Origin of the sequence: Chitinophaga sp. CF418 (assembly GCF_900142925.1) — a bacterium.
GTDB lineage: Bacteria > Bacteroidota > Bacteroidia > Chitinophagales > Chitinophagaceae > Chitinophaga.
The window spans coordinates 144,558-162,289 of the sequence record NZ_FRCN01000014.1 but is presented as its reverse complement, the minus strand read 5'-3'; the positions used below and the strand labels follow the sequence as shown (position 1 = coordinate 162,289).

At 42.0% G+C, this 17,732-nt stretch carries 21 protein-coding genes and 1 tRNA gene; 12 read left to right on the top strand and 10 right to left on the bottom strand.

The annotated features are described in order from the left end of the window. The first annotated feature begins 3 nt into the window (after positions 1-3). Genes F3I09_RS27070 through F3I09_RS27050 form a run of 5 tightly spaced genes read left to right on the top strand, consistent with a single transcriptional unit; the run spans position 4 to position 4,854 of the window. The gene (locus F3I09_RS27070; RefSeq protein ID WP_149698185.1) at positions 4-1,107 is read left to right on the top strand and encodes a baseplate J/gp47 family protein; all 1,104 of its coding nucleotides are present in this window, start codon (positions 4-6) and stop codon (positions 1,105-1,107) included. Beyond that, the gene (locus tag F3I09_RS27065) at positions 1,100-1,747 is read left to right on the top strand and encodes a phage tail protein (protein ID WP_149698184.1); all 648 of its coding nucleotides are present in this window, start codon (positions 1,100-1,102) and stop codon (positions 1,745-1,747) included. The genes F3I09_RS27070 and F3I09_RS27065 overlap by 8 nt, the downstream gene beginning before the upstream one ends. Before the next feature lie 2 nt (positions 1,748-1,749). Next, entirely contained in the window at positions 1,750-2,190 is a 441-nt protein-coding gene (locus F3I09_RS27060) for a hypothetical protein (protein ID WP_149698183.1), read from the top strand. A gap of 6 nt (positions 2,191-2,196) precedes the next feature. Then, positions 2,197-3,198, top strand: a complete 1,002-nt coding sequence (locus F3I09_RS27055) for a hypothetical protein (protein ID WP_149698182.1) — start codon at positions 2,197-2,199, stop codon at positions 3,196-3,198. Continuing rightward, a complete protein-coding gene (locus F3I09_RS27050; RefSeq protein ID WP_149698181.1) occupies positions 3,199-4,854 on the top strand; it encodes a hypothetical protein in 1,656 nt (551 codons plus the stop codon). A 60-nt stretch (positions 4,855-4,914) separates the two neighbouring features. On the opposite strand, the gene F3I09_RS27045 is transcribed toward F3I09_RS27050, so the two are convergent. After that, the gene (locus tag F3I09_RS27045) at positions 4,915-5,307 is read right to left on the bottom strand and encodes a hypothetical protein (protein WP_149698180.1); all 393 of its coding nucleotides are present in this window, start codon (positions 5,305-5,307) and stop codon (positions 4,915-4,917) included. 110 nt (positions 5,308-5,417) lie between these two features. Further along, entirely contained in the window at positions 5,418-5,669 is a 252-nt protein-coding gene (locus F3I09_RS27040) for a helix-turn-helix domain-containing protein (protein WP_149698179.1), read from the bottom strand. A gap of 426 nt (positions 5,670-6,095) precedes the next feature. Between F3I09_RS27040 and F3I09_RS27035 the strand changes: the two genes are divergently transcribed. The 4 genes from F3I09_RS27035 (at position 6,096) to F3I09_RS27020 (ending at position 9,907) form a co-directional block, all read left to right on the top strand. After that, complete coding sequence (locus F3I09_RS27035; protein WP_149698178.1) at positions 6,096-6,407, top strand: hypothetical protein; 312 nt, start codon at positions 6,096-6,098, stop codon at positions 6,405-6,407. 69 nt (positions 6,408-6,476) lie between these two features. Further along, positions 6,477-6,893, top strand: coding sequence for a hypothetical protein (locus F3I09_RS27030; protein ID WP_149698177.1), 417 nt, complete (start codon positions 6,477-6,479; stop codon positions 6,891-6,893). A gap of 83 nt (positions 6,894-6,976) precedes the next feature. Next, positions 6,977-7,516 carry an RNA polymerase sigma factor gene (locus F3I09_RS27025; RefSeq protein WP_149698176.1) on the top strand — a complete coding sequence of 180 codons (540 nt, stop codon included), beginning with the start codon at positions 6,977-6,979 and terminating at the stop codon, positions 7,514-7,516. Between the two features lie 180 nt (positions 7,517-7,696). Beyond that, complete coding sequence (locus tag F3I09_RS27020; RefSeq protein ID WP_149698175.1) at positions 7,697-9,907, top strand: S8 family serine peptidase; 2,211 nt, start codon at positions 7,697-7,699, stop codon at positions 9,905-9,907. 493 nt (positions 9,908-10,400) lie between these two features. Here F3I09_RS27020 and F3I09_RS27015 read toward each other — a convergent pair whose 3' ends face one another. The 4 genes from F3I09_RS27015 to F3I09_RS27000 all read right to left on the bottom strand — a co-directional run bounded on the left by F3I09_RS27015 (position 10,401) and on the right by F3I09_RS27000 (position 12,500). Continuing rightward, the gene (locus F3I09_RS27015) at positions 10,401-10,583 is read right to left on the bottom strand and encodes a hypothetical protein (protein WP_149698174.1); all 183 of its coding nucleotides are present in this window, start codon (positions 10,581-10,583) and stop codon (positions 10,401-10,403) included. Further along, complete coding sequence (locus F3I09_RS27010; protein WP_149698173.1) at positions 10,567-10,932, bottom strand: hypothetical protein; 366 nt, start codon at positions 10,930-10,932, stop codon at positions 10,567-10,569. Before F3I09_RS27010 ends, F3I09_RS27015 begins: the two co-directional genes overlap by 17 nt. A gap of 36 nt (positions 10,933-10,968) precedes the next feature. Beyond that, positions 10,969-11,862: an LPD29 domain-containing protein gene (locus F3I09_RS27005; protein ID WP_149698172.1), complete on the bottom strand. Its 894-nt coding sequence runs from the start codon at positions 11,860-11,862 to the stop codon at positions 10,969-10,971. 161 nt (positions 11,863-12,023) lie between these two features. Then, positions 12,024-12,500 carry a hypothetical protein gene (locus tag F3I09_RS27000; protein WP_149698171.1) on the bottom strand — a complete coding sequence of 159 codons (477 nt, stop codon included), beginning with the start codon at positions 12,498-12,500 and terminating at the stop codon, positions 12,024-12,026. A 301-nt stretch (positions 12,501-12,801) separates the two neighbouring features. Here F3I09_RS27000 and F3I09_RS26995 point away from each other — a divergent pair, with 301 nt between their 5' ends. The 3 genes from F3I09_RS26995 (at position 12,802) to F3I09_RS26985 (ending at position 14,531) form a co-directional block, all read left to right on the top strand. After that, positions 12,802-13,080, top strand: a complete 279-nt coding sequence (locus tag F3I09_RS26995; RefSeq protein WP_149698170.1) for a hypothetical protein — start codon at positions 12,802-12,804, stop codon at positions 13,078-13,080. A gap of 339 nt (positions 13,081-13,419) precedes the next feature. Continuing rightward, positions 13,420-14,010 carry a hypothetical protein gene (locus F3I09_RS26990; protein ID WP_149698169.1) on the top strand — a complete coding sequence of 197 codons (591 nt, stop codon included), beginning with the start codon at positions 13,420-13,422 and terminating at the stop codon, positions 14,008-14,010. Further along, a complete protein-coding gene (locus F3I09_RS26985) occupies positions 14,007-14,531 on the top strand; it encodes a TIGR02594 family protein (RefSeq protein ID WP_149698168.1) in 525 nt (174 codons plus the stop codon). Before F3I09_RS26990 ends, F3I09_RS26985 begins: the two co-directional genes overlap by 4 nt. A 102-nt stretch (positions 14,532-14,633) precedes the next feature. On the opposite strand, the gene F3I09_RS34215 is transcribed toward F3I09_RS26985, so the two are convergent. The 4 genes from F3I09_RS34215 to F3I09_RS26970 all read right to left on the bottom strand — a co-directional run bounded on the left by F3I09_RS34215 (position 14,634) and on the right by F3I09_RS26970 (position 17,691). Next, positions 14,634-14,810, bottom strand: a complete 177-nt coding sequence (locus F3I09_RS34215) for a hypothetical protein (RefSeq protein ID WP_188133972.1) — start codon at positions 14,808-14,810, stop codon at positions 14,634-14,636. A 321-nt stretch (positions 14,811-15,131) separates the two neighbouring features. Continuing rightward, entirely contained in the window at positions 15,132-16,409 is a 1,278-nt protein-coding gene (locus F3I09_RS26980; protein WP_149698167.1) for a tyrosine-type recombinase/integrase, read from the bottom strand. An 85-nt stretch (positions 16,410-16,494) separates the two neighbouring features. Further along, a tRNA-Ser gene (locus F3I09_RS26975) sits at positions 16,495-16,581 on the bottom strand. A gap of 66 nt (positions 16,582-16,647) precedes the next feature. Further along, positions 16,648-17,691 (bottom strand): asparaginase, encoded by a 1,044-nt coding sequence (locus F3I09_RS26970; RefSeq protein ID WP_149698166.1) that lies wholly within the window; start codon positions 17,689-17,691, stop codon positions 16,648-16,650. Between the last annotated feature and the right edge of the window lie 41 nt (positions 17,692-17,732).

Below are 17,732 nucleotides of genomic sequence, written 5' to 3'. Positions count from 1 at the left end.
TTAATGGCTGACTTAATACAGTTTATTTCTGAAGATCCAGCGGCGGCGGTTGCTGAGCTGAAGGCGGTGCTAGAGGAAGAGCTAAACCGACAAATTGCGCCTGCTGACGTTGAAATGCTTTTAATAAATGCATTCGCGTATCGTGAGGGGGTTTTGAGAGCAGCCGTAAACGATGCGGCGCGGCTTAGCCTTGTGCGATTTTCTCGTGGCGTAGCCCTGGAAGAGCTTGGGCGGTTGGTAGGCGTAAATAGGTTGCCAGCTTCTCGGGCGCTTGTTTCGCTTCAGTTTCAAATTATTGCGGGACATACGGGTATTACTATCCCGCAAGGGTTGCGGGTCCAAAGTACGGACGGCAAGGCGATGTTTGAAACAATGGAGGCTGTTGTTGTGTCTCCTGGTACTTATGCTGCCACGGTAAGCGCTGCCTGCGCTTCTGCCGGCTTGGTTGGTAATGGGTATGGGTTGAATACTATAAACATCATACTTGACCCCAAACCTTATTTGATGGGCGTTCAGAATATAGATCTGTCGTCAGGTGGGGCCGATCAGGAAACGGATGATAAGTTGCGGGAGCGTATTGAGCTTGCCCCCTCTTCGTTTAGTGTTGCGGGGCCTAAAGACGCATATAAATTCTTTGCTAAATCTGCATCATCTTCCATTGCCGATGTTGCGGTTACTTCCCCCGTTCCTGGTCAGGTGAATATTTATCCGTTGCTTAATGGTGGCGCTTTGCCAACTGAGGCGCTTTTGGATCAGGTGTATGCAATTTGTAACAGTGAAAAAATACGGCCCTTAACTGATACTGTGGTGGTTGATAGCCCAACGGTACAAGAATATGCAATCAATGTGGAGTTGACTGTGCTTACTAATGCTGTAAATCTTGGGATAGATGTGCAGGCGCAGGCTGCATTGCAGGCTTGGGTGGATGCAAGAAAGAGCCGTATGGGGATAGATGTTGTTAAGGCAAGGCTTCAATCTTTATCAATGGTAGAGGGGACATATAACGCCGATGTTGTTAGCCCTGCCTCTGACATTGTAGTCTCTGAGGAAGTGTACACAAAATGTACAGGTATAACAGTTTCAATAATGGGGACGCACGATGAGTAAAGGGAGTGTATTAGCGGATAGCGTTGCGCATTTAGATCATATACGTGCTTTTGATCTTGCTATAAAGAAGCGTTTTAGCCAGATCCAGTTGGACGCAATGTTAGTTTACTTTATTGATAATGTCAGTTCAGCGGCAATCCCCTATTTGGCGCAGCAGTTCGATGTATTAGGTTATAAAGGGTTTCGTTTGGCGGAGACGGAACAGCAGCAGAGAGAAATCATAAAGCAGTCCATCGAATTGCACCGGTACAAAGGTACGCCCTGGGCTATTCGTCAGGCGCTCGTTGCCATTGGTTTCGGTGATGCCTTGTTAGAGGAAGGCGTGGCGGGGCATTGGGCTAATTTTCGAATAACGATTGATCTGGGGGAAAGGGCGCTGGGGAATGCAGAGGTTGACGATTTGGTTAAGATGGTTAACGAGTACAAAAATGCCCGTAGTCACCTAATTGATGTTAGTTATACAATTACCGTGGGTGGCGATACGGTTACCCTCACAGACAGCGAGACAGATGCACAGGCTATTGAGGATATAGATATTATTTCCGCCGGTGGGTCATTCCTGCACAACGGGAAGGTTTTCAGAAACGGGTCGCGGAACTATAGCCGTGATACGGATACACTTACACTTACAATTATTTAAGAATGATTAATAGTGACATTAAAGCTACTGGTGCCGTAAGGGTGCTGATTTACGAGAATGACCGCCTTATTGATACCATTCAAGAAAATAACCTGGTGGTAAACCTGGGGAAAACCAATATCGCAAAGTTGTTGGGCGGCGATACTGAAGGACACGCGATAACGCAGATAGGAGTAGGTACAAATGGTGCTGATGCTGCATTAGGAGATTCGACCTTAGCTAATATGTTTAAAAAGGCTGTCGGGGGCGCGACGTATCCAGATGCTCAAAGTGTGCAGTTTAATTTCGACATATTAAATTCTGAGGGAAATGGTATTACGATCCGCGAGCTTGGATTGCTTAATGCTGCAAACGTGTTATGCGCTCGAAAGGTTAGAGCAGGTGAAATTGTCAAAACATCTGCGATTCGTTTAGTCGGCTCTTGGACAATCACAGTAAACTAATATACTATGGGATTATATACGGGTGATGCAAGTCAATACCCTGAGAAGATTTATCAATTCGAAGAAACGGACCTCGTGTTTGCTGAAAAGGATAATGTGCCGTTGAAACAGCTGGCAGATCGAACTGAGTGGCTTAAACGGAATATTGGGCAGTCCTCAGCATTGGCTGGTGAATTGGTGATTAGTAGTAATGCGACTATTGATAATACGGCGGCTGGTAAGCATATCGTCGCTTCTGCGGCGGCTAACACTATATTAACAATAACGTTGCGGGATGTGACAACGTTCCCGGTTAATACCATTGTGTCCTTATCTGGATACGCTGGTTACATGGGGGTTACTTATTTAAAGAGCCAGGTGACGGGGCAGGGGTTTAATACACCGGTAGGGAATAGGGCTATTATGTACATGCATAACCGGGAACATATGGCTTTGGTGGCTATGGGAACTTATTGGAGGGTGCTGTATGCATCAGATAGTATCTATGGGGCCGGAGAGGAAATAAAGGGTCGTAAACTGCTAAATAATACCGTTATGTTGAACGGTAGCCAAGTTATTGTTTCTCAGGTGCCGCGGCTCTACGAACATGTACAATCCTTGACTTTTGGCCGGGAAGTAGTGGACGAAAGTACCTGGTTGCAGAATGCCAGTTTGCGGGGGCTGTTCGGCCTTAGTCCGGATAGGACACGGATGTATTTACCTGATGAGCGCGGAATGTTTGAGCGTATGTTGGATGGTGGGCGTGGCATTGATATTTATAGAGCCTGGAATTTTGCGGGCGGTTATGAAGCCGACGCTTTAAAGCAGCATAGCCATCTTGGTCAATTGTATAGTCCGCGAGGATACCCGAAAGATTCCGGGGATCGTACTAGCCCTAACGGTGGTTACTACTGGATAGAACCGGGACAAGATCAGCAATTTGCACGTCGCCTTGTGCTCGACGAGGCCGGAACTGCAAGTGAAACGATAGTAAAAAACATAGGTAAATATAATTTAATGCGTTACTAAATGAAGAAATCTTTTTTTTTATTCTTATTCCTTTTCGCGTCTATATTGTCCCGCGCTCAATTTGTCGACACTACGGCGCTTAATCAGTATATTATTGAGAATATCCGAGACAAACGGCCCGAGAAGGTTACAGCCGATCAGTTGCAGAAAGCTTTGTTGGGGGTGTCTTCTATAGCTGGTAAGTATAACATACTTAACGCGAATCTGCGTAATAATATAGGTGCGGCTACTTCCGCCAACCTCGCAGGGCAATCACTAACATTTGATAGTGTAAAGACGTTTACGATCAATGTTGTTTCCGATGATCCCAATTCTGGCATAGTGCTCAATGGCCGGACGACATGTCCGGACTACTTTTCAGTTGCTCGGAAAATGGGAATAGGTACTATTGCGCCTGTCGCACTTCTTCATGTAATAAACAATGATACGACCCGATTTAGCCCGCTTAAATTTCAGACGATTATTGAAAATACAGGCACAGGGGCGGCAGGTCTGACATTTGTTGCAAAGCGTGGTGTGACGCAATCGTCTGACGAAAATTACATCAAAACATTTAGGGCAGGAGGCGGGCCTACTGCCGTAAATGGTTTAATGCTTGGTTCTAACGGAACGGATATTATGTCTGTTTCAACTTTTGGCGTTTCGGTGACCGGGCCGCTAAGTGCAACTGCGGGGCTAAAGTCTGCATCGTTGGCTAACATGGGTGGTAAGATTCTTACTACAGATCCAAGTGGAACTTTAATACTAGCGGCTAATCCATATGCGGCAATGGCTGATGATATGTTTTATCTATCAGCGGTTCACGGTACTTTGAGGTTTTCTTATTATGCAACCAATATTGCGGGCCCCGGCGTTAAGATCGCAATAATAGGCGATAGCCAGGGTGCCGGATCTTTCCAGAGCTCAGGACATACATTGGTTAGTAAGTTAAATACACTTTATCCTAATGCGGTTATCACTAATTATTGTATGGCCGGGTATAATTCTCGGCAGCTTGCGCCGGATGGAACTAATAGCTATGTTGATCCATTACATAATATTACGAAGGCTATAAATGACGGCAATACAGTTATTATTGTTGTTAATACCAGTGATGATAGCCATGTTGAAGGGGCTGGCGGAGTAGTGCCATTGACTGAGTGGCAGGCTAATCTAAATGCTATCGATGCAGCTGCAATAAATGCTGGGGCGCAGATCTTTTACATTTCTGTTTTTCCGCGTGGTGATTTGGATGTTGCTGGTAAGGCTCAACAGGCGCAAATGGCGGCCTATCAGCTTCGGAGGTTCGGGAATAGATTGGCTTATTGCTTTGGTACAATTGCGGCTCCTGGTGATCCAGATAATATTAGGGCATCCCTCCAGGTCGGGGATAATGTACATTTGAATGATTCCGGGATGGATGTTGTGTCTGATGTTCTAACGGCAACGCTCTACTATCACTATCAAGCATTGCCGTCTAAGATTTTGACATATAAGGTGTATCGTTCAAATACTCTTGATGGCGAATATTCTTTATATGCAACGTTACCGGGGAATGATGTAAACACAATCCAGGTGCCAATGGATTCTGCCTTTTATAGGGTACAGGCTTACTATGTTTCCGGTTATGTGCCGCCGCCTACCAATGCCGTCCAAGTGCTTGGAGAGCCCGAATAGTTGCGGCCGCTTAAGATGTAAGCGGCCAGATAATATGTCCAAGGAGGTGCGGCCGATTAATTATATCCACGGCCTTAATAATTCATCAAACAGCTGGTCAGTTACCAAATAGAAAGCCTCAACTGTTATATCTGGTAAAGGGAAAGTTTGATTCGTTTTATGATAATTAATAAGATATCCACAGTGGCTATCGGCCCATTTCTTTGATTGAAATGCTAAAACTGAAGAGTCAAACTCAGTAAAAGTCTGTTTGTTGGTACAAACAAAAAACATTAATCGAAATTTCCTGGACTTTAATACTAGTTCGTGCAATTGAGCGGGAACCATATAAAATCCCTCTATGGATGCAACAGGCAAACGTGGCAAATTTTTTTCCCACGCCCACCGATGGTCTTTATCTCGCGGTTTAAATTTAGCTTCCGCCGCCTCTTTTGATCGATAAGTATCTGTCATGTATACATTCTCCGCAATTATTCTCTTATCATGACATATGAAATATACTAAACGAAACCGATGCATGGTTGCTAATATCTAGTATGAAATTACTAAATTAATTAGCAAAATTATTTTTTTTCTCCGTCTTCGGGAATTGCGTGACTGGGAAGAAGGGTTCTTGGGGAGCAATCAAATATCAAAGCTATCTTATTTATGTGGGCAACACTATATACCTGGTTAAACTTTGGGCTTTCAACCATTGCGACAAAGCCTTGAGAAACTCCCATTTCTAAGGCCAAATCATCTTGAGACATTCCGCGCTCCGTTCTCATTTTCCGAACTTTATCAATTACATACTGATCTACTGCCGTTACACCCATTTTCTTGCTTTGGGGCAAGAAAGTTTTATGGATAAAAATAAAAAATCACTATTAGTGATTGTTTTTTTTAATTATATTACATGTGTAATAGATTGAACGCTCTCAAATAACATTATTTTAGTATATAATACTCAAACAAAGTTTAAACATCCCATATAATTATGTGTAAATACTTAGTGTAATAAGTACTAGCTTTGCAATCCCAAAAACGATTTGCATTGCAATTTTTGTCCTACGGAGTTTGGCAGCGAGTAGGATGGAACAGCGATGCTCATGTTGCTTCCTGATCATAGATCAGTAAAGGCGCGTGGGCTCGCTTGTCGTAGCCATCGCTGCCAAGCTCCTGGTGAAAACAAGCAGAGACCTGCGCCTTTTTATATTCCGCAGGTTACCATTGAATACCTAACCACCTCAACCTTATATGATATGGAATCCACAAAAAAGCGCGGATCTAAGCCTAATAATTACCCAAAGCTTTACTATGCAATATCTTGCTCTTTTAAGGGTATATACTACCGAATAGGAAAGGAAGCAGGAGCCGGACAAATTGTTATCGCAGAAATAGGAAAATTCCAAAACGTTTTAAGATTCAGAGTTGAAGGGAAAGCCATACAATTGATTAAGGAAGAGATATTGGACGACGACAAGAAGCTGCGCGCTATAAGAAAAGGTGATGTAACTGTTTCTGAAGAGCTCAAAGATGCCATATCCCAGCACGTAAGAAACTACTTTGCTTAGTGCTTATTGCGCTAGCATAGGTAAAACATATACTTTTTCTTCTGGACGGCTGCAATTACGTTGTCCTATTTGGGGAAATCAATAGTTCCAAAATCACCAAAATCATTTGATACGAACCGCATGTGGAGCCCCGAATGGAAAGAAGTGGCTGGAAGATTTGGTATTTCTGAAGATCGGCTTGATGTGTTGCAAATGGTATTTACTTACACCACCTCTTTCATAAACAACCAAGACGCTGAAGAATCAAGGCTATCCGAAAGCGAGATATATTTTATAATGTATTACCTACAAAATATCGCAAAGACAACCTTCGGGGAAGCTGCGGGCATATTTAGGATTTCCGAGGAAAGAATTGTTGTACTACTAATGGAGTATCTACAGAATGTTCATAATCCTAAATTGGCGGCAGCCGAAATGTTAAAACTTCCCAAAATTGAATTGGCTTGTGTGGCCTATTACATCGTGGATGTGGTAAAAAAGTTATAGAGATATTCCTGAATATCGTACCTGATGTTCCCTCTTATATTGCTCATGTTAAAAAAAAACCTGAAACTCTTAAATATAGCAAAATGCCTAGTTATTCAAAATCGGCCACAGACGCGATATCATCTGACCTTTTTGAGGAGATATGTAGAACATACAGCAAAGCTTTGTGGGCAGAAGCGTACCGGATTTTGGGCGATTCTGCCAGCGCGCAGGATATTGTTCAAGAACTTTTTATCGAGTTATTATTAAAGAATAATCTCGAGAACATACACAAGACAACTAGAGGTTACCTTTTTACTGCAGTGAGATACAAATGCTACCGGGCGAACAGAAAGCGGAAAATACAAAGAGATCGAGCGGAACATTGGTTTGAACTTCAAATTTGGTCCGAGCCCGAATCTTCTGCTTTGGAACAACAAGAAACGATAAGAGGAATCAGAAGAGCGATTAAAAGCCTGCCAATTCAGGCTTCGAAAATAATACATGCGGTCTTTATTGAAGGAAAAAAAAGAAGAGAGGTCGCGCAACAGATGGGCCTCTCTATAAATACCGTCAATTGCCATATATTCAGTGCTTTGAAGAGGTTGAAAAGAGAAGTTATAGCATTACAAATTGGATTCTAAATTGTGTTGCTTGCCTACGTTAAGCGACACTTAACCTTGATTTTTCATCAATACTGTCTACTAAAAATCAACCCTCTGGCCTTTCAAGGTTGGAGTTGCTGACTATTACCATTTCTAAAACAAATTTCAACGATACTTACGGCAATTAATCCCTTTCATAACCAAAATTTGAACCTCGACATGAAATCAATTGTAAAATTTGTTTTGTTTTTTTTTGCTATCCTCTATGCAGGACAGTTAACAGCCCAAAAGTCCTTTTATTCAGCAGGGAGAAAAATTCACTTACAGGAGGACACGACAAAAATGTTTGTACTTGTATCACCTCGCAATAAAGATGGTAGGCTATCATTTGGTATAGAAAATAGAACCACGATACAAGTTTCGCCGGGGGCCTTTATTTCCTTTGAGAAAGGAGGTGCTAACAGATTAAGCGCACTGAGGGAATTTGATGCAGATACCAATGTCTTGTATTCCTATCACGCTCTTACAGTCGGTGATGGTGGTAAGCTGATTCCCACGGGTGAGATATTGTTGAAGCTAAAACCTGGCGTCGACTTGGCTTCATTGTTAACCTCGTTGGGGTTAACAGGTAAGGTCGAAATATCCAGGAATCGCGAGCTGGAAATGGACATCCCAGAGTCTCAGCGTCCGTCGAAACGAGGGCAGTCAATGCTAGTTTTAACAACAGAAAAAGACAGTGTATTTAACTATGCGAATAGAATTTTTGAGTCTGGGCGGGTAATTTATTCGCACCCCAACTTTTATGCGTTGGATTACATTACAAGCGAAGCTGCGGTTAAAAAATCTCTGCCAACAAAAAGCTGGCCAGCAAATTTTGATGTAGACGACAGGGCGCAAATTCCCTTCAGAAGGGTTGTCCCTAACGATCCTGGTTGGAGTGATCAGGCATATTATATGTCTGGCGTGGGCGATATCGATAGCGTGTTTTTATACTTGCCATTAATTTCACTGAAGCCTATAGTAATACTTGACAATGGCGTTGCGTTACATAACGATTTGAATTTTGTTGGCGGTTATACGCCCGGCTCACCCGGTACAATACCTGGGCGTCCAGTGTCGGTTGATGACTATCATGGGACGGCTTGTGCGGGCCTGGCTGCGGCGGTAAAGGACAATTCCATCGGTATTGCTGGTATTGCCGCTGGCGCGCCTATTTACTCGGTTAATATCAACCATTCGGGAGTAACAATTGCAAATATTGCGGATGGTATCCATTATGCGTGGAATACAAATGCGCCCGTAATTAGTGCGTCTATTGGGTTTAACAATGTTACATTTCCAATATGGGACGCGGTGTATTCGGAAGTGGATGATGCCGTGACCTTGGGAGCAAATGGAAAGGGGGCTACATTTGTAGCATCGTCTGGAAACCATTTCTCACCAACAGACCCAACAAGTGTTTATGCTCCTGCTAAGTGGCCTCAGGTGTTCCCTGCTGGCGCTGTTACTCCTTCAAATGTCCTTTGTAGTTTCTCAAACGTCGGACCGGAAATGCAGTTTGTTGCAACTTCTGACTTGTCAGGAATATTGACAACAGACATTCCTGGTCTTGATGGGGCGAGCTTGAATGATTATTATTATGGGTTTGGTGGCACCAGTGCGGCTTGTCCACAAGCTGCTGCGGCTATGCTAATTTGGAGATCCGTTGACACAAGTCAGGGGAATATAACGGCCCCGTTCGTAGTGCTTGGGAATTCAATCGACATCCCGCCTGCCGGTAGGGACAATAATACTGGTTATGGGCGTATTCATGCCTTTAAGTATTTGCGGGCAGGTATGGACACGAAAGCTACTGTTAAGCGAACTAGTTTGATTGGCACAAACGCGGCCATCTATGAAATGGATGTGCTAGACCCATTCACCCCTGGGACTGCCGGTTATACATACAATTGGACTTGGAGTAACCCAAGTATAGCAACGATTGTATATCCGTTTACTGGTAATAGAAGTATAAGACTAAATAAAGTATCTCCATCTAGTAGCGGAACGGGAACACTTACATGCTCGTACGGCCCCGTTGCTGGGAAATGGATAACGAAAAGCCGAACAGTTAACGTTACCGCTCTTGGTGTGTTAATAGTGGCTAATCCCAATCCTGCTTCAAATATGCTCACAATTCGTTTACAAGAAGAAGATGGAGAGGATAACAATTTAACCCGAGCTGTAGCAACCACCGCAAGTCAGAGGCGGCAGATCAAGTCCATTGAGCTGTTATCCGCAACCAATACTCAACGGGTGTTTTATAAAGAAATTAAAGGAGAAAGTTATAGTGAAGCGATAAATGTTTCTAATCTGCGAAATGATCTCTATATCTTGAAAATAAGTAACGGGGAAGAGATTGTCACTAAAAAAATAGTTATAAAGCACTAGACCAAGACTGAGTGCCGTAAGGAAAAAGGAGCTCCTTTGAGCTCCTTTTTTTTTAATCTACCAAGTCAACGTATTGTGGTTGTGGTAAAATAGGGAAGGTGGCGCATATTACTCCGGGGTCTGTCATCCTGGTAGGACGAATCCGGAACTTTATATTTTGCCCCTCTTTATAGGATTTAGGAAGATTGCCAATTAGTATAGTATCTTTCCCACTATTGTAAAAAATTAATGCTGGTACATATTGATTCGAATTGTCCAAAACTTTGCAAGACGGACAATAACTGTCAATCCTGCCGGAAAGAGCGGGAGAACTATCCTTTGAACATCCATAGCCGAGCAATATTAATGGCAAAAGTAGGGGAATATAGTTTTTCATGACTTAGGGTTTGGTTTAAACAATATTGGTATTCGAGGTTGATACGCAATATAGAATTTTCTTTGCCTAAATCAGTTAATGAGAAGTTAACGCATCCCCTTTTTGCTATTGTAATAATTAGCGTTTGCTGGCATAGTAAATTCCCAAGAGACTTTCAACTAGTGCCGATTTATTTGGCTCCTTGTCTAATAAATCAGCAATGCCATTATCAATGGTAAAGTTCATACGCCTTTTTGTCGGGAGATCTTTTCTCCCGGCACCTGGGCGAGCTCCCCCGCTTCCGCTAATTGTTTTCTTCATTGCGGAGGTATCGTTTGAGGCGGGTTTCATTCCCTTTGATTTTTTCACGTTCATAAAATATTGCCATCTGTTTAAGTTCTTTAACAATCTCTATTGTCAGTAGGCGCGCAGGTGGTATCGTGTTTAAAATCTTGTCTATTGTGCCAATATAAACAACTATTATATTATACGGATGGATCCGAGTATGTAACCCTTTTACCTGATGTTTTGTTTCAAAAATATCTAGGCTTTCCGAACTTTCAAACCTATAAATTTTGCCAATATTATACGGCGGATGGGCACTGAGGATAACCCCACTGCCAGGTAGTTTGTCCTTATTTTCGCAATATAGAAAATCAATCGTTTCCATAAAAAGGTGCCCCGGTAGCCACCGGGGCGAGGTTGTTTATTCTAAGTATGAATTAAGAGCTTTGAGTATTTCGGGTCTCCTTTTTGCTGAAAAAACCCACCCCTGAAATTTTTCTCCTGTCAGCGGATGTGTTAGATATTTATTAAATCGACCGTTCAAGTTACTTAATTGTTCCTTGATTTCTTTTGTTTGTCCATATATAGCAATACTTTTTTCGGAATAGTCTATCATGCTTATTTTAACCTGAATAGATTCTTTGCTAGTGTTCTCTATCTTGATTGCCGGTACTTGTGTCTCAACCTCTCCGGTTTTTCCATTATAAATTAGTCCGGTGTTCAGGTCTTTGTATATAATAGTAAAGGGCTCGTGCCAGTTATCTCCACGTCCTATATATTTAATTTCCATCAACTGTACATTGTCACTTACGAATGTGCATTCATTGACTGTCCGGTAGTAAATGGTTGATGCGCAATTTTCATTATCCCAAGTTCCATCTAGTGTATAATCGTTTTTGGAGGCATTGAACTCCCATCCTTTGATCTCTCCAATTTGTTTATAAATCAACATTACGTCGTCCCTAAGTTCGTAATATTTGCCCGTAGCCTTATATGAATAATATTTGCAATCACGTTCCTCGAATACGAATTTCACTCCTGCTACTTCATTAATCTCTCCATTTTCTCCAACTTCAAGAGCAGGCTCGTTCTGCACATAGATATCATTCATCCCGTCAAAGTGTCCCTGCTGGCGACGTCTTGTTGTTTCTTCGACCTCCCTAACTGCTGGCCCGAATTGCCAGAAGATATTGATATTGTCGCCGCCACTATATACTTCTGATTTTACGGAGAAAGTTACATTGGGATACTTAGCTTTCAGGATTTGCTTTACTTCTTTAGCTGCTCTTGCTGCTTGATTTTTTATCTTTGCCATTTTGTTTGTGCGCCCTTTACCCGGTTGCGCCCCCGCTTTGATAAATCAAAGATACAAAATATTTTGAAATAACTACACACTTAAATCAAAATATTTTTAGGATACTTTATTTCATTTAAATGATAAAGAGAAATAGCCGGACTCCCGGCTATTTCTCTTTATCATTTAAATGGATTCTTGCAATACGAAGCGAGTAGTTTTAAATAGATATCAATCAGTTTTTGTTTGTTAACAATGGGGGCAGGTCCCATAAATATCATATCAAAACTTATCCCCGAAACAGATTCCATTACAGTGATAAGTTTTTTTTCTGCGTTTCGCTGTATATCCTCTGCTATAAGCAACGGGCAATAGCCATATTCTACTTTAAACCCGGCCATTATATACTCCTTATGCAGGTGTGTTAAGTAATGGGAGAAGTCATTATCTGACATTAAATAGCTTCTCTCGTGAGTTACAATTGGCTCGCGCAGCCTTGCTTTAGAGGCCTGTTCATCGACCTTGTACTGAAACCTCTTCAGTATGTTTTGTTGGATCTCAATTATTGCCGGTCGGATTGTTTCGCTGTAGGCTATTGCAATAAAAACATCTTCTGCGGCTTGGATCATTTCTTTTGTAACCTTAAAATTCTTATTCATTTTGTTTGTGCGCCCTTTACCCGGTTGCGCCCCCGCTTTGGTAAATCAAAGATACAAAATATTTTGAAATAAATACACACTCAAATCAAATAGTTTAACATATTGTTTATCCTTTTAAGGGTTGGTGATATGTTGTTACTTGTTTTTTACAGGTTCCGTATTCCGGAAGGGGAGACTGTAGCTGTTTCTCGTCGCCAACCTTGAATAGCTATTCTTTCTGCTCGTCTCTATTATTATCTGTTTATAATACTGCCCTCTAAATATGGACGTTTGTATACCCTTTTTTAACAAATAAATAGATATGTCAGTAACAGAGGCTAAGAACATGCGAATGAATATACAGATGAACATTGTGCATGTGTTAGTGATGTGCGCTAACCTAATCTGGGCATCCTACACGTACGCAAAGCGCGACAGCCTTGTGGATCAGATTTCCGATTCATTGATACGAATCGAATCTAACCAAAAACAGGATGCTGCTGATGCAAAGATTTGGCGGGGAAAAGTTGAGGCAGATTTGGCAGAATTAAAGGTGCGTACAGCGTTGCTGGAAGCGCGTGTGTTTAATACAAAAAGATAATACTAGTGAACCCACAAATTGAATTGTTGAAGTTGACTCAATACATAGATATTAAGTTAATGGCGTTGATAGTTGCCATTGGTTTTTTTACAAAAAAGAATCTCGGTAATTTTTTTCAAAGTGTAAGATTGGCACATAAGGTAATGCTGCTTTCGGGGATTATGTCATTACTGTACTATGTGACACTTCGAAGAACTGGGATTGCGAAAACAGAGGATTGGCCTATTTATTTCCTTACCTACTGTGTCACTACCTCGTGTTACGAGGTTCTTATTTCTCCAATGTTAGCAATGGTTTCTCGAATTTTTGGAGTAAAAAAGCCGTCTGAGCTCATAGAAGATGAAAAATAAAATTATAATATCTATAATCATTACGGCCGCTTCCTTTGCCAGTTGTAGCTATGCGCGGAAGACGCAGAACAGCAAAAAAAACACCTCAGAAGTCGTAGAGGAAACGAGCAATGCAAACGTGAAAGCGGCCGTAATTGATAGCCTTGAAGTTGAAGGACACAACACGTTGGGGAAAAGCAGGGTCGATAGTGTGTATGCAAGAATTACTACAACTCGGGAATACTTCAGCGGCGAATTTGATTTCGACAGTGGCGTAATGAATAAAACGTTACCCGCGCCCGAGCTAATAGACCGCCCTTCCCCTTGTGCCGGAACCCTTTTGTATCGTGAGAAAATTGTCAACGAAATAGGAACTGTTCGAAAGGATGATGAGAGCCGCAATATAGCTATAAGTGCTGCACGGGTGGAGAAAGCAGAACAACAGGCCAATAGAATTGCGCAACGGCAGAGTCGAAAAACAACTGCAACCACGTCACAACTTACTATCCATCGGAAAGGAAAATCAATCGCCTTTCTGATAATATTGATCATCGCTGTTGCTGGATATGTAGCATACAGATATTTAGGAAAGAAACAATGATACCAGTTAAATATTCTTGGATCCAAAATGAAAGTGGTCCGAAGATGATTTCTGAGGCTATAAAACTTTATGGTACTCTCGAAGTTCCAGGAGAAGAAAGCAATTCCGTTATTTTAAAATGGGCTCAAGAAATTGGTGTTGATATAGTTTACACGTCGGACGCTATTCCCTGGTGTGGGCTGTTTATTGGTGTGGTAGCTTTTCGTTCTGGTAAGGAGGTTGTAAAGAGTCCATTGTGGGCCGCAAACTGGCTTAATTTCGGAGTGTCAGTCGAGAGGGCTATGCTTGGTGATGTTCTTGTATTTAAGCGCAGTGGGGGGAATCATGTTGGGCTCTACATTGGTGAAGATCTTAATTACTATCACGTTTTGGGCGGGAATCAGAATGATCGGGTTAATATTATGAGAATTGCAAAAATTCGATGTATTGGAAAGAGAAGACCGAAATACCGCAATCAGCCAGCAAATGTGAGAGTAGTCAGAGTCGATGTCGATACACAGGTTTCGCAAAATGAAAATTAATATCTCATGGTAAATTTTAAAAGCGGGTTTCTTTGAGTATAACTCTTTAAAATAAAGAAGCCGTCCAGATTTGGGACGGCTTCTTTTATATAAAGATTAATCTTACTGCTTCTGGTAAGCCTCTATACTGACACTTACCGGTCCTGATTTCGCTTCAAGTTTTTTAAGGTTAGGATTGTTGACCGCCAGATTTGTGATAAATACAAGGGCTGTACCGGTCGTTAAAACTACCTGTACATAATACTTTAGGTAGCCATGATCGCGTTTCTTACGTTTCATAGAGAGACGTCGAGATTTGGTAGGTTAGAGAATCGCTAGTGTCAGGCAGTTATATATACCAGCTCGCTATACAAGTTTACCAGTTTTCAAACTTTGCCCGCTATTGTTATCCTGCTATTCATTATTCCACTATATACATTGCTGAAATCATACCGAAATTTTTCTGTTTTCAGTACTCCCACTTTATCTGCAAAAAAGGCAGCTATGTGGGATGACTTGGCAGCTATGTGGATGTTACTTGGTGACTTAGCGCCAAAATTTCCTTTTAATATGCATGAGTCTGCTGTCACTATTCCTTGACTTGTTCCTTGGCCGTTCTTTTTACGAAAGCTTATTGATAAATTCAGGCGCTTTCTTAATAATCTCGTTCTTATAAACGCCTTTTATCTTCTTGGTATACGTTTCAGTCATTCTCTTTGATCCGTGTCCGTAAAGATTTCGTAAGGCGTCCAGATCGACACCCGCTAAAATTTTGTCGTCCCCACCTGTGTGTTTCATGCCATACATGAATTTGTCGATACCCAATTGTTTCTTGACAATAGCTTGCCATAACTTTGTTACGGTATCTCTTTTTATTTGATTGGGGGAGGATAAAAAATAATTAGGGTGCATTGCGCCGCCCTTCCCTTCCTTTCTGCGCCCGCGATATCCCCCTTGCCCTGTATACGGACTTCCGAATACGTAATATTCCATGGGGTAGTTTGACAATTCCAGGCTGGCAAGATATTCGAACAGTTCATCAGGTATAGGAACTTCCCGTCTTTTTCTTGTTTTTGCATTTTCCTCTTCCGGGTTGGGCTCAATGGTTATTATTCTTGATTGAAAGTTAATGCATGAAATGCGCAATGCAAGTACCTCTTTGGGCCGGATGCCGGTATGATATATAACTAATAGATAAACGAAATAAAGAGGATGTTCTAAACATAAATGTTCTGCAATCTTCTGTTTTTCCTCTGCTGTAAGAGCTTTGTATTTTTCAGATTCCGGAACTTCTCGACTTGGAATTTTGCTTGCCGGATTATATTCAATTATCTCCCATTGCTCCAACTCGCCTAACATTGAGCTAATAACGTCTTTATATTTATTATAGCCATGATCAGATAGTGAACGGTCTGTTTCTACCTGTTGCAGTATTGTTTTTACATGAAATCTGGTGAGTTGGGTTATTGTTATGCCATCATAAAAGAGATTTGTAATCGCAGTTTCTATATGATTTATTTGGCTCGCATATCCCAAGCGGGATTTGTTAGAAAGTTTCTTTTTGTCTAATGCCCATTTTAAAGCCGCCGATATGGACAAGGATACTACATTTTCTTTGTTGGCCGATGTTTTTGGGGAATGTCTTAATTTAAATTTGGGATCTGTTATTGGGTTCCAGCCCGCTTTCAGCCACTCTTTTCTTGCCTCGAGAAGAGCTTCAGCTTCGATAGTCTTTTGTTTGAGATCTTTTATGCGGTTAATTCCTTCACGCCATTTTCGGGGATATTTTTTTCCGGCGTGTGTGTATTCACAGTACACATACCATTCGCTGTTTACACCCTCTGATTGGCCGCACAATACAGGGGTGGTGTAGGGAGTTTTTTGATTTGGACTTGTCATGTTTTAAATTACTTCCGGGTTTACTTCCGGATTTGTTAGTAATTGGATTTAAAACATTGACAAACAAGCGACCATAAAAAAAGAGCGGAGAAGAAGGGATTCGAACCCTTGAAACCCTTTCGAGTTTACACACTTTCCAGGCGTGCCAGTTCAACCACTCCTGCACTTCTCCGGTTGAATTGAATTTTTAATTCAGGGTTGCAAAGATATCTCTTTCCCCCGTATTACCAAAATTAATTTATATCGCTTCCCAATCATTGGCATTTGTTGTCAGTTCTCCCCTCAGGGGTGCCTCAATCATTGCCTTGGTTGCTTCGAGATCCAGGTTTTGTCCCAGCACGAACATGAGTTTAGTAATGGCCGCCTCGAAGGTCATATCATGACCGCTGATCACCCCTATCTGCTGCAGGGGCTGACTGGTTTCATATTTGCCCAGTTCTACGGAACCACCGTCACACTGGGTGATATCTACGATCACTACACCCCTGTCAATGGCCTTTTTAAGGCTTTCTATGAACCAGGGCTGAGTGTTTGTGTTTCCGCTCCCAAAAGTCTCTAATATCACGCCACGGAGGCCGTTTACGTTGAGTGTAGCTTCCACTGCTTTACGGGTAATGCCGGGGAACATTTTCAGGACGGTCACATTATCATCCAGGTGTTTATGTACTTTCAGCGGTTTTTCCGGAGAAGGTAATACAACCTGTGTCTTGTACTTGATGTCAATACCTGCTTCTGCCAGCGGAGGGTAGTTCATGGAGTAGAACGCTTCAAATTTTTCGGCGTTATACTTCTTGGAACGGTTACCGCGGAAGAGAGCAAAGTCGAAATAGATACATACCTCCGGTACTACCACCTGCCCGTTATGACGAGTGGCAGCAATTTCCATAGCGGTAATAATATTCTCTTTGGCATCGGTACGGATCTTGCCGATAGGCAGCTGTGACCCGGTAAGGATAACCGGTTTTGAAAGGTTCTCCAGCATAAAACTGAGTGCTGAAGCAGTGAAGGACATGGTATCGGAACCATGTAAGATGACAAATCCGTCATACCGGTCATACCGGTCTTCTATGATAGAAGCTATTTCTACCCATATCTCCGGTTGCATGTCGGAAGAATCGATAGGAGGATTGAAGGCGTATACGTAAAAGTCAATCCCCATGCGGTACAATTCCGGAAGATTGTTACGTATTTCATTAAACCCGATAGGTCGTAAGGCTTTGGTTTTCTCGTCGTAGATCATCCCAACTGTGCCCCCTGTATAAATAATCAGGATTTTACTCATTGATGCTGCTGTTCCAAATTGCCTGCAAATGTACCGCCTAA